Origin of the sequence: Kribbella sp. NBC_01245 (genome assembly GCF_036226525.1) — a bacterium.
In the GTDB taxonomy this organism is placed as follows: Bacteria; Actinomycetota; Actinomycetes; order Propionibacteriales; family Kribbellaceae; genus Kribbella.
In genome coordinates this window covers 4,539,068-4,551,241 of record NZ_CP108487.1, presented here as the reverse complement: position 1 = coordinate 4,551,241, position 12,174 = coordinate 4,539,068, and the positions used below count along the sequence as shown (strand labels likewise).

Annotated in this window: 12 protein-coding genes; 9 read left to right on the top strand and 3 right to left on the bottom strand. The window is 66.6% G+C overall.

The window, feature by feature from the left end; genetic code table 11:
* The first annotated feature begins 20 nt into the window (after positions 1-20).
* From OG394_RS20325 to OG394_RS20295, 7 genes are all read left to right on the top strand, one after another.
* Positions 21-455 (top strand): YbjQ family protein, encoded by a 435-nt coding sequence (locus OG394_RS20325; protein WP_328988570.1) that lies wholly within the window; start codon positions 21-23, stop codon positions 453-455.
* Between the two features lie 13 nt (positions 456-468).
* Positions 469-1,836: a GH1 family beta-glucosidase gene (locus OG394_RS20320; RefSeq protein WP_328988569.1), complete on the top strand. Its 1,368-nt coding sequence runs from the start codon at positions 469-471 to the stop codon at positions 1,834-1,836.
* Positions 1,837-3,057, top strand: a complete 1,221-nt coding sequence (locus OG394_RS20315; protein WP_328988568.1) for an MFS transporter — start codon at positions 1,837-1,839, stop codon at positions 3,055-3,057. It abuts the gene before it with no gap.
* Between the two features lie 9 nt (positions 3,058-3,066).
* On the top strand, positions 3,067-3,609 hold the full coding sequence (locus OG394_RS20310) for a gamma carbonic anhydrase family protein (protein WP_328988567.1): 543 nt from the start codon (positions 3,067-3,069) through the stop codon (positions 3,607-3,609).
* Positions 3,606-4,403: an SDR family oxidoreductase gene (locus tag OG394_RS20305; RefSeq protein ID WP_328988566.1), complete on the top strand. Its 798-nt coding sequence runs from the start codon at positions 3,606-3,608 to the stop codon at positions 4,401-4,403. The genes OG394_RS20310 and OG394_RS20305 overlap by 4 nt, the downstream gene beginning before the upstream one ends.
* A gap of 320 nt (positions 4,404-4,723) precedes the next feature.
* Entirely contained in the window at positions 4,724-5,149 is a 426-nt protein-coding gene (locus tag OG394_RS20300) for a VOC family protein (RefSeq protein WP_328988565.1), read from the top strand.
* Position 5,150: 1 nt separating this feature from the next.
* Complete coding sequence (locus tag OG394_RS20295) at positions 5,151-5,711, top strand: YdeI/OmpD-associated family protein (protein ID WP_328988564.1); 561 nt, start codon at positions 5,151-5,153, stop codon at positions 5,709-5,711.
* Positions 5,712-5,876: 165 nt separating this feature from the next.
* Here OG394_RS20295 and OG394_RS20290 read toward each other — a convergent pair whose 3' ends face one another.
* Genes OG394_RS20290 through OG394_RS20280 form a run of 3 tightly spaced genes read right to left on the bottom strand, consistent with a single transcriptional unit; the run spans position 5,877 to position 9,880 of the window.
* The gene (locus OG394_RS20290; RefSeq protein WP_328988563.1) at positions 5,877-7,082 is read right to left on the bottom strand and encodes an amino acid deaminase/aldolase; all 1,206 of its coding nucleotides are present in this window, start codon (positions 7,080-7,082) and stop codon (positions 5,877-5,879) included.
* A 3-nt stretch (positions 7,083-7,085) separates the two neighbouring features.
* On the bottom strand, positions 7,086-8,570 hold the full coding sequence (locus OG394_RS20285) for an aldehyde dehydrogenase family protein (RefSeq protein ID WP_328988562.1): 1,485 nt from the start codon (positions 8,568-8,570) through the stop codon (positions 7,086-7,088).
* Positions 8,567-9,880, bottom strand: a complete 1,314-nt coding sequence (locus OG394_RS20280) for a D-arabinono-1,4-lactone oxidase (protein WP_328988561.1) — start codon at positions 9,878-9,880, stop codon at positions 8,567-8,569. Before OG394_RS20280 ends, OG394_RS20285 begins: the two co-directional genes overlap by 4 nt.
* A gap of 100 nt (positions 9,881-9,980) precedes the next feature.
* On the opposite strand from OG394_RS20280, the gene OG394_RS20275 reads away from it, so the two are divergent.
* Together OG394_RS20275 and OG394_RS20270 are read left to right on the top strand one after the other, a co-directional pair.
* The gene (locus OG394_RS20275; RefSeq protein WP_328988560.1) at positions 9,981-10,898 is read left to right on the top strand and encodes a LysR substrate-binding domain-containing protein; all 918 of its coding nucleotides are present in this window, start codon (positions 9,981-9,983) and stop codon (positions 10,896-10,898) included.
* 91 nt (positions 10,899-10,989) lie between these two features.
* The gene (locus OG394_RS20270) at positions 10,990-12,156 is read left to right on the top strand and encodes an MFS transporter (RefSeq protein WP_328988559.1); all 1,167 of its coding nucleotides are present in this window, start codon (positions 10,990-10,992) and stop codon (positions 12,154-12,156) included.
* Positions 12,157-12,174 lie beyond the last annotated feature (18 nt).

The window sequence follows — 12,174 nt, the reverse complement described above, 5'->3', positions numbered from 1 at the left end:
CGAATACGAAGATGACAGCTATGACTCAGCCTCAGTATCCGAACCAGCCGTATCCGCAGTCGAGTGGGGCGCCCTATATCGGGCTGCCCGGGTCGCCGTACCCGGTGCTGGTCTCGACGATGGACGACCTGCCCGGTTTCCATATCGAGCGGGTCTTCGGCGAGGTGATCGGCCTGACCGTGCGCAGTCTCGTCAATGGCCTGAACTTCAGCGCGGGCTTCCGGGCGATGGGCGGAGGCGAGCAGCCGGAGTACACCCAGATGCTGGCCGAAACCCGGCACGTGGCGGTGATGCGGATGTGCATCATGGCCCAGCAGATGGGCGGGAACGCGGTCCTGGCGATGCGTTTCGACTGCAACGAGGTCGGCGAGGCGATGAGCGAAGTGGTGGCCTATGGCACCGCGGTGCTCGCTCGCCCGATCGACATACCGAATGAGGACAGACTTCCCGACTAGAGTGAGGACACCAATGGCGGTTGATCAACCGACGGGATTCGGGCCGGACTTCCTTTGGGGAGTGTCGACCTCGGCGTACCAGATCGAGGGCGCGGTCAAGGAAGGCGGCCGCGGTCCCTCGACCTGGGACACGTTCTGCGCCGAACCGGGCCGGATCCTGAACGGCGATACCGGCGCGATCGCGTGCGACCACTACCACCGGTACGCCGAGGACGTCGCGCTGATGAAGGACCTCGGCGTCGGCGCCTACCGGTTCTCGTTCGCGTGGCCGCGGATCCAGCCGACCGGCAAGGGTCCGGCCAACGCGGAGGGGCTCGCGTTCTACGACCGGTTGATCGACGAACTCCTTGCCCAGGGCATCAAACCAGTGCCGACGCTCTACCACTGGGACACGCCGCAGGCGCTCGAGGACGAAGGCGGCTGGCTCAACCGGGATATCACCGACCGGTTTGCCGAGTACGCGTCGATCTTGGCCGAGCGGTTCTCCGACCGGGTGACGCAGTGGATCACGCTGAACGAGCCGGTGGTGCTGACGCTGTTCGCGTACGGCGTGGGAGCGCATGCCCCGGGCAAGCAATTGCTGTTCGACTCGTTGCCGGTGGCTCATCACCAGTTGCTTGCCCACGGCAAGGCTGTGCAGGCGTTGCGGGCGGGTGGCGCGAGCAATATCGGCATCGCGAACAACCACGCTCCGACTTGGCCGGCGAGTGACTCGGCGGAGGACCAAGGCGCTGCTGCGGTCTACGACACGTTGTACAACTGGCTTTTCGCGGATCCGATTCTGCTCGGGCGTTATCCGAATGAGGAGCTGGCCGCGGCGATGCCCGGGCCGGTGGCCGAGGATCTGGCCGTGATCGGGACGCCGATCGACTGGTACGGCATCAACCACTACTCACCGGTGCGGATCGGCGCTCCGACCGGGCAGGCGGACGTCGGTGCCACGGACGGGATCGAGTTGCCCGCGGGACTGCCGTTCGAGCCGCGTGAGGTCGAGGGATACCCGCAGACGGACTTCGGTTGGCCAGTCGTGCCCGATGCGTTCGGGGAGTTGCTGCGAGGGATCCAGCAGCGGTACGGCGATCGGTTGCCGCCGATCTACATCACCGAGAACGGGTGCGCGATCAACGACGAGCCGGATTCCGCCGGCGTGGTGGCGGATCAGCGCCGGATCGACTTCCTGGACGGGTATCTGCGTTCGCTCGCCGAGGTTGTTGCCGAGGGCATCGACGTACGTGGCTACTTCCAGTGGTCGTTGATGGACAACTTCGAATGGGCGGCGGGGTATTCGCAGCGGTTCGGGCTGGTGCACGTCGACTTCGAGACGCTCGCCCGCACGCCCAAGGCGTCGTACCACTGGTATCGCCAATTGATTGCCGGGTAAGTGCGTACCGAGGTGGCGCTCGCGGAGCCGACGGTTCCGGTCGGGCGCGGTTGGACCACAGCCGTCGTACTGGCGAACGTTGGCGTCTTCGCGGCCTGGCTCGGCCCGATCCAAGTGTTGCTCGCCAAGCAGTCCGAGGCGGTTGCGCCTGGCAACAAAGAGGCCGTCTTCGGATTGGTCACGGGTATCGGCGCTGCGGTGTCGTTGGCAGCGAACCCCTTGTTTGGCGCGCTTTCGGATCGGACGGCGTCTCGGTTTGGTAGGCGGGTGCCGTGGGTTTTGGGTGGGGCGATTGGCGGCGCGGTCGGTTTGCTGGTGCTGGCTGGAGCCGGGCGAGTGGCGTGGATGCTGCTCGGTTGGTGCCTGGTGCAACTGTTCTGCAATGCGTTGCTCGCGGCAATCACCGCGGCCGTGCCGGATCGGGTGCCGCGGCTGCAGCGAGGCGTTGTCGGTGGTTGGGTAGCACTGGCACAAACCCTCGGCGCTCTCGTCGGCGTTGGGCTCGCGACCGCGATGGGTGGCATCACCGCCGGGTACATCGCGTGCGCGGTCTTCCTGGTCCTGTCGGTCGTGCCGTACCTGCTGGCGAGTTCGGATCAGCAGCTAGTCGGCGACCGACCGACCTTTGCGCTAAAGGCCTTTTGGATCAGCCCCACCAGGCATTCCGACTTCGGGTGGGCCTGGCTGACGCGGTTCTTGATGAACTTGGGCAACGGGTTGGGCACGCTCTACCTGTTCTTCTACCTGCAGGATGCCGTGCGGTACGCGGATCCCGACACCGGGGTGCTGATCCTTACTGCCGTCTACAGCTTGTGTGTGGTGTTGACCGCGGTGGTGTCGGGCGTTTGGTCGGACCGATTGGCCAGGCGGAAGATCTTCGTCACAGGGTCCGGTGTGGTGATGGCGTTCGCCGCGCTGGTTCTTGCGGTTTGGCCGACCTGGCCGGGCGCGCTGACTGGCGCGGTGATTCTCGGCGCGGGTTTCGGGGTGTACCTGTCGGTCGACTTCGCGCTGCTGACCGAGGTGCTGCCGAGCGCCCGCGATCGCGCGAAGGACCTCGGCGTCGTCAACATCGCGAACTCCCTGCCACAAGTGATCGCCCCGGCCATCGCTGCGCCCGTCGTGGCGACGCTCGGCGGTTATCCCGTGCTCTACGGTCTGGCGGCGGCCGTCACGCTCCTCGGCGCCGTACTCGTGGGCAAGATCAAGTCCGTTTCGTAGGGTGTGGGCATGCCGCTCTTTGAGTTCGAAGGTGTCAGCCCGACCGTTCATCCCGAGGCCTGGGTCGCGCCGACCGCCGCGCTGATCGGTGACGTGACCGTCGAGAAGGGCGCGTCGATCTGGTACGGCGCGGTGCTGCGGGCCGACCATGGCCGGATCATCGTGCGCGAAGGCGCGAACATCCAGGACAACTCCGTCCTGCACACCGCCTTCGGGCACACCTGCGAGATCGGCCGCCTGGCGACGGTCGGCCACCTCTGCGTCGTCCACGACTGCACGGTCGGCGAGCAGGCGCTGATCGGCAATGGCGCGATCGTGCTCGACGGCGCGCAGATCGGCGAACGCGCCTTCGTCGCCGCCGGCGCCATGGTCACCCCCGGCACCGTCGTGCCGCCCGAGACCATCGCGATGGGCAGCCCGGCCAAGAAGTTCGTTCCACTCGAGGGCAACGCCAAACTGTTCGTCGACCACAACCCAACCGTCTACCGAGACCTGGCCGACCGCCACGCTGCCTCCATCCGCGAAGTGCCTCACGCTTCCGACACCCCGTGACTCACGTCATCATCACCGGCGGTTCGAGCGGGATCGGCCTTGCCGTCGCCCGCCAGTACGTCGCCCGAGGCGCCCGCGTCTCCCTCATAGCCCGCGGCCAAGACCGCCTAACCGCGGCAGCGTCTGACTTCGGGCCCGACGTGTTGACCGAGGCCGTCGATGTTGCCGACGGGCCCGCGTTGGTCGCGGCCATCGGTCGACTCGTCGCGACCGCGGGGGAATGCGACGTACTCGTCACAGCCGCCGGCCTAGCCCGCCCAGGGCACTTCCTAGAGCTCGACGACGACGTATTCCGAACCATGATGGAAGTCGACTACTTCGGTACCCTCACGGCGATCCGAGCAGTAGCACCGGCGATGGTCGCCCGTGGCAACGGTTCGATCGTCTCGATCTGCTCGGGTACGGCGCTGCTCGGCTTTTACGGATACACCGCCTACGCCCCGGCCAAGTTCGCGGTCCGCGGCCTGATGGAAGCCCTCCGAAGCGAACTGACCCCAGCCGGCATCCACGTCGCCTGCGTCTACCCACCAGACGTCGACACCCCTCAACTGGCAGACGAGAACCAATACAAACCAGCGGAAACCTTCGCCATCAGCGGCTCAGTCAAACCCATCCCCGCCGACCAGGTCGCCACCGCCGTAATGCGCGCCATCGACCACCGCCGCTTCGCCGTCTACCCCGACCGCTCCATTGCCCTCCTCGCCGCCCTAGCCCCCCTCTTCGCCCCGTTAGTCCGCGCCTACACCGACCACAAAGTCCGCCACACCCGCCACACCCGCCACACCCGCCACTAACCGCTCATCGGCGCTTGTGACGCGGCGTGTCGCGCATCATCGGTCCCTTGTGGCCACGCGCGGACGCCTTCAAGGCGAGCCACCAACCCACCTTGCATTCATCGGTCCCAAACCGCCCTCCACCACCGCTTGGCAGTACAGGTAAGCAGACAGGAGAGGGCGGTTTGGGACCGATGAATGCAAGGTGCCGATGGCTAGTCATCCCCGTGGTCACAAGGGTCCGATGAACGGTTTTGAAGGTTTTCTGGAAAGTGCTCAGTTGGTGAGCACTTTGGGCGAGAGGATGGTGTCAACAGCTGATCGAGAGAAGGAAGCAGACCATGTTGCGAGGGTTCACCACCATCAACTACTTCGCCGATGACGTTCTGGCGGCCGCGAACTGGTACCAAGAGGTGCTCGGGGTTGAGCCTTACTTCCGGACGGACGTGGGCGGGCAGCCGGCATACATGGAGTTCCGGATCGGCGACTACCAGCACGAGCTCGGGATCCTGGACAGCCGGTACCACCCGGGCGGCCCGGTTGACGCCGAGAGCGCCGGCAAGGGTGTCGCGATGTACTGGGCGGTCGATGATGTCGAGGCGAGCTTCCAGCGACTGCTGGAACTCGGTGCGACCGAGCACGCCAAGCCGACCGAGCACGGCCCGGGTTTCGTCACCGCTTCGGTGGTCGACCCGTTCGGCAACGTGCTCGGTGTGATGTACAACCAGCACTACCTCGACGTGCTGCAGACCCGAACGGCCAAGTGACATGGAGACCTTCACCGCGGCGACCACCACCGAGTGGCGCGACTGGCTGGCCGCGCATTGCCAGCCAGGTGAAGAGGTCAAAGAGGTGTGGCTGGTGATCTACCACAAGGACAGCGGTACGCCGAGCGTGCGGTATCACGAGGCGATCGAGCACGCGTTGTGCTTTGGCTGGATCGACAGCCATGCCCGCAGCAACGATGCCGATAGCTCGATGCTCCGGTTCACCCCACGCAATCCCCGCAGCACCTGGAGCGCGGTCAACCGTGAACGCGCCGCCAGGATGATCGAGCAAGGTCTGATGACCCCGCCCGGTCAGGCGATGATCGACCTGGCGAAGGCCAAGGGAACTTGGGAGGTCCGGGCCGACGAGAGCATCGCCGCGCTGCAGGAACCATTCCAGAGCAATCCGGTTGCCCAGGGCAACTTCGAGAAGTTCCCGCCGTCGTCCAAGCGGCTCATCCTGGAGTGGATCGCCGCCGCCAAGAAGCCCGAGACCCGGCAACGCCGCATCGCCCAGACGGTAGAACTTGCCGCAAGCAACATCCGCGCCAACCACCGCTGACCCCGGTCCTCCTCTTCTGTCCCCCGCGAGTGGTCACGTCCGAACCGCCCGCGAGTGGTCGGGTCATGTCGCGACCACTCGCGAGGATGTGGCGACGAGTGGTCGCGTTCACCCGCGGGAGGTTCAGACGCGACCACTCGCGGGAAAGAAGGGGGAAGGCGGGCCTCAGAGGAAGGGCCGGCCTTCGCCTCGGTAGGTCGGCACGGTGTCGATGATGGTCGAGCCCTCTACGAGGTGGAGGGCATCGACGTGTTCGCAGAGTTCGCCCGCCTTGGTATGGCGGAACCAGACGCGCGACCCGATCGACAACCCATCCGCGGCAGAACCCGTCAGCGGCGTCTGGACCTCACCCGCGCCTTCGGCATCGGTCAGCGCGAGCCCGGTCGGCCAGGCAGGCGTCGGCAGCCGATCCTTGCCCGCGGCCCCCGACGCGATCCACCCGCCACCAAGGACTGTCGCGATGCCCGGCCCAGGACGACGTACGACCGAGAGCACGAAGAACGCCGCCGGCCGAGGCTGGAAGCTCCGGTAGGTATCGAAAAGCGCCGGACCGTAAAGCCCCGACCCGGCAGCCGTCTCGGTGATCGCGTCCTCGGCCGACGTGGTTTCGAGACTGCCCGTTCCGCCGCCGTTGACGAACTCCAGCGGAGCAACCTCCCGTACGGCGGACACGATCGCCGCGCGCCTTGTGGCCAACTCCGCCCGCGAGGTCCGTTGCATCGCCCGCACCATCGTCCGCCGTACGACCGAGCCGGGTGCGTTATCGCCCACGCCCGCGATCTGCCCCTCGTACGCCATCAGCCCGACCAGGCGGAACCCGCGCCGGGCCTGCACTGCAGTAGCCAGCTCAACCGCCGCCGCGGCTTCGCGAATTGGCGAACGATAAGCGCCGAGGTGAACCTTGCCGCCAAGAAGTTCGAGCGAGGCGTCCAAGTCGATGCAGATCCGCACCGCACCCGCGTCGAGGGCAGGACCCACGGCCGCCTCGATGTAGTCGAGATGCGCCACCGAATCGATCATCAACGTCACCCGCGCGGCCCGAACGGGGTCACCCGCGAGCTGCTTCAGCGCATCGCGATCAGCGGTCGGATACGCCACCACGACATCGTCGAACTCTTCCGCCAACCAAAGGGCCTCAGGCAACGTATACGCCAGAATCCCCTTAAAACCAGGCATTTCCAGCACCGAGCGCAAGATCGATCGACAGCGCACCGACTTGCTCGCGACGCGGATCGGCTTGCCGCCACCGCGACGTACCAGGTCGGCCGCGTTCGCGCGCAAGGCGCCGAGGTCGATGACGGCGTACGGCGGCTCGAGGTCCGCGGTGGCGCGAGCCAGGTCGAGGAAACCCGCGCCAGTCGGTCGGTCCATGGCTCAGCCCTTGCCGTGCAGGATGCGGAGCAGCTTCAGCGTATTGACGACATCCTTGGTGGTTCGGGTGAACGTCAACGGCCGCGTCGGCGCCTTGAACCGGTGCCGCGTGACGGCCTTCGGACGGGTGAACTCCTTGAGCCCATCCGGCCCGTGGATGCGGCCGAAGCCCGAATCGCCGGTGCCGCCGAACGGCAACGACGGCACCATCGCGAACGACTGCACGCCATTGATCGAGGTCATCCCCGTCCGCAACCGCCGGGCGACGTCCATCGCGGTTTTGCGACTGCGGCTGAAGATCGCGGAGCCGAGACCGTACTTGCCCCCGTTCGCCAGCCTGACGGCCTCGTCCAGCGAGTCCACGCGGGTGATGGTCAGGGTCGGCCCGAATGTCTCCTCCCGCACCGCCTCGCTGTCCTCCGGTACGTCGACCAGGACGACGGGATGCACGTACGGCGCTCGCACCGACTCGGGCCCACCGACCACGGCCCGGCCGCCGTTTGCGAGCGCGTCCTCGATGTGGCGCTGGATGATCGGCACCTGCGAGGGCATCGTGATCGGCCCGAGTTGTTCGTCGGTGCCGATCTGGATGCCTTCGGCAATGACCTTGACCTTCTCGACGAACGAGTCGAAGACGGCACTCTCGACGTACGCGCGCTCAATCCCGACACAAGTCTGGCCGGCGTTGCCCATGGCACCAAAAGTGATCGCGTCCGCCGCGACATCGAGATCGGCGTCCGCCGCGACGATGGCCGCATCCTTGCCACCGGCCTCGATCAGCACGGGCGTCAAAGTCTCGGCGCAGGCGGCCATCACCTTCTTCGCGGTGGCGGTCGAACCGGTGAATCCGAGCTTGCCGACGCCTGCCTGGCACAACGCGGCCCCGGTCGCACCGAAGCCGGTGACCACCTGGAATACGGGCAACTCCGGCACCGCCTCGGCGAAGGTGTCCGCCAGCCAAACACCCACGCCAGGGGAGTGCTCGCTCGGTTTGAAGACGACACTGTTGCCCGCGGCAAGGGCATACGCGATCGAGCCCATCGGCGTCAGGATCGGGTAGTTCCACGGCCCGATGACCCCGACTACACCGACCGGTTGGTATTCCACCGAGGCCGCGAGGTTGATCCCGATCAGCCCCGACGGCACCCGGCGCGGGCCGAGCACCTTCGCGGCGTGTTTGGCGGCCCAGCCGAGGTGGTCGATCGCCACCACAGCCTCGAGGCGCGCGTCGTCCAGCGGTTTGCCAGTCTCGTCATGCATCAATCCAGCGAGCTCGTCGATCCGCCGGACCAGTGTGTGTTTCCACGCCTGCAACCGGCTCTTCCGCCCGTCGAAGCCGAGGTCGCGCCACCACCCGGCGGCCTCCCGGGCCCGCTCGACCGCAGCCTGGACGGCGGTCGCATCGTCGACGGGGTACGTCGCGAGCAGCTCGCCGGTGGCGGGACTACGCGATTCCAGCACGTCCTGGTCGGTCACGGTCGCGGTCATGACGGGTCTCCCAATACCTTGGTGAGGTAGTCGTTGCCGAACACCCCGGACGGATCAAGCTCATTGCGCAAGGCAACGAATTCGTCGAACAGTGGATACCGGTCGCGCAGTTCCTTGTGGCCGAGGCGGTGCATCTTGCCCCAGTGCGGTCTGCCGTCGACCTCGGCGAAGATATCCTCCACCGCATCGAAGTATCGCTGGTACGGCAGCCGGTGGTACTGGTGGAACGCCACGTACGCGCTGTCGCGCTGGTAGGTGGGCGCGAGCGGAATGTCGTCCGCCGCGACGAACCGGACCTCCAGCGGGAACGAAACGCGCTCGCCCGAGTCGGCCACCCAGCGCCGGATCTCCCGCAGCAAGTCCGGCAAGGCGGCCCGCGGAACGGCGTACTCGCCCTCGTTGAAGCGCACATCCCGGCGCGAGGGGAACACCTGGTGCGAGAGGTCGGCGAACGTCCGGCTCGACAATGACCCGCTCACCACCTTGGTGATACCGGGGATGGCGCGCGGGAACGCCGTACCGAGTCGGAGTAGCGCCTCGAAGCCCACGTTCACCACGAAGTCGTCGTCGAACCAGCTGCGGAACGCGCCGAGCGGTCGCACCGCGGCGTCACCCGGCAGCCGGGTCTGACGTTTGTGCAGTGCGGTTGAGGTATGTGGGAACCAGTAGAACTCGAAGTGATCGTTGCCCTCGACAAGTTCGTCCAGACCGTCGAGTGTTTCCTCCAATGGAACTGGTTGCTCGGTGCAATCAAGCACGAAAGAAGGCACGCATTGCAAGGTGACTGCGGTAATGATGCCGAGGGCCCCTAATCCGACACGGGCCGCGCTGAAGAGGGCCGGGCGTTCGGTCGGCGAGCAGGTCACGACCGAGCCGTCCGCGAGCACCAGCTCGAGCCCGCGGACCTGGGTGGCGATACCACCGAAGCGTGCGCCGGTCCCGTGGGTGCCGGTGGAGATGGCGCCGGTGATGGTCTGGAGGTCGATGTCGCCCATGTTCTCGAGGGCTAGACCGTGGCTCGCGAGGACCTCGTTCAGCTTGCGGATCTGGATGCCGCCCTGGACCGTGACCAGGCCCGAGGCCGCGTCGATCGCGAGCACCTGGTCGAGCCGGTCCATCCGGAGCTGGAGGCCGTCGGTGACCGCGATGTCCGTGAACGAGTGGCCCGAGCCGATCGGTTTCACCCGTTGGCCGCGATCCGCCGCGGCCGCGACGGCTGCCGCCAGGTCCGCCGTACGGACCGGACTGAGCACGTCCGCGGGGTGCGCGTGCACGTGACCGCTCCAGTTTCGCCAACTGAAGTCGTTCATAGAGACTCCTCGCCGCTGCGCGTATCGGTTGTATGACACTAGGCAACGGCGCACCGGTGAAGGAAACACCGGGTTCGTCGCGGATCTACAATCTTTTGTTGTGGACGTTTCCACCCGCAAACTCAGGTATTTCGTCGCGGTCGCCGAGGAGCTCCACTTCAGCCGGGCCGCCGCGAGGCTGTACGTCGCGCAGCAGGCCCTCAGCAAGCAGGTTCGCGAGCTCGAACAGGACCTCGGCGTCGAGCTTCTGCACCGCACCACGCGCACGGTCGAGCTGACCCCGGCCGGCGAGGTCTTCCTCGAGACCGCGCGGGACCTGTTGGCTCGACTGGACGCCGGCGTACGTGCCGCGCAACAGGCCGAACGGCGCGAGGGCGGCACGCTCCGGCTCGGCTTCATGATCGGGGCCGCGCTCGAGCTGACCGCCCCCATCACCACGCAGTACGCCGAACGCTTCCCGGGCGTGCGCCTCGATCTCCGGGAGTACGGGTTCGCCGATCCGTCCGCGGGTCTGGCCGACGACTCCTCGGATATCGCGTTGATCCGCACGCCCATCCAGGCCAAAGGCGTCGAGTTCGAGCCGCTTTTCGTCGAACCACTCGTGCTGATGGTGCCGGCCGGACACCGGCTCGCGGCGCGCACGCGGGTCGACGTACAGGAGATCCTCGACGAACCACTCGCCATCGGGCGTACGAACGACCAGGTCTGGCGTGCCTTTTGGACGCTCGAGGACTATCGGGACGATGTGGCCGCGAACGTCGTACGGGAGACGAGTTCGCAGACCGAGGAACTGGAGATCGTCGCGTCTGGCGTCGCCTGTTCCGTCACTTGCGCGAGCGCTGCGCGGTATACCCAGCATCCGCGGGTGCGGTATCTCCCGATCGACGGTGTGCCTGGCTCGGCGTTGATGATCGGATGGCGGCACCGGACGCCTTTGGTCGACCAGTTCATCGCGACAGCCCGGGCGGTGTGCGCGGCCGAGCCCGAGCTCCTCGCGGCGATCGAAAAGCCCTTCTGACAACGGATCGTTGTGAATCGGTTGCCGTTTCGCTGTTTCCCGAAGGCACAACCTCTCTCTACCGTCCTTGAGATGAGCCCGGAGACCGTGAATGCATAGTCGCTGGCGGGTGATCGCGGCGTTCGCCCTGGTCTGCGCCGCCACCCAGGTGCTCTGGCTGAACTTCGCCGGGGTCACGACCGTCACCGCCGAGCGCTACGGCGTCTCGGAGAGCGCGATCGGCTGGCTCGCGCAGGTCTTCCCGCTGCTGTACGTCGTACTGTCGATCCCCGCGGGCCTCATCCTGGACCGCTGGTTCCGGGCCGGCCTGGCTGCCGGGGCCATCCTCACCGCCGTTGGCGCCGTCGCACGGCTCGCGGGTGACGGCTATGCCTGGCTGCTGGTCGGCCAGCTCCTGGTCGCGATCGCCCAGCCGCTCGTACTGAACGCCATCACCAGCATCAGTGGCCGCTACCTGCTGGAGAAGGACCGCCCGACCGGCATCGCGGTCGGTACGGCGAGCACCTTCGCGGGCATGGTCATCGCGTTCGTACTCGCCGCGATCCTCCCGCGTGCGGACCAGCTCCGCCTGCTGCTGACGCTCAGCGCAATCTTCGCCGTCGTCACCACCTTGGTTTTGCTCGTTGCCCTACGCAACGAAGGCGAGCACCGGGTGTCGATCGTCCGCGGCGCGTTGCGGACAACGTGGGACGACCGTTTCATCCGCAAGCTTTGCGTGCTGGTGGTCTTCCCGTTCGGCGTCTTCGTCGCGCTCACCACCTTCACGCAGGCGCTGCTCGAACCGTCCGGCGTCAGCGGTGGCACGGCCAGCACGATCCTGCTCGTGAACGTCGTCGCCGGTGTGATCGGGTGTGCCATCGTGCCCGTTCTGGTCGTACGTCATCGAGTGGAGATTCGGCTACTCACCGTCGCCCTCGTACTCACGGCGATCGGTTGCCTGGTCCTCGCGATCATCCCCGGTACGGCGTCCGGATTCGTCTCGCTGACGATCATCGGATTCCTCCTGCTGCCGTCTCTCCCGATCGTGCTCGAACTGGTCGAACGCCGTACCGGCGAAGCCGAAGGCACGGCCGCGGGCCTCATCTGGCTGGCCGGGAACGCCGGCGGTCTCCTGGTGGCGATCCTGACCGGCCTGCTCGTCCACCACCCATTCACCGCCTTCGCCACCCTCGCCGCCGTCGCCCTCATCGCCGTACCAGGCGCTTTGTCCCTCCGCCCGAGCGTCAGGGCGATGACTAGTTCAGCTGGAGTTGGTTGATGTCGTACGGCGGTCTGG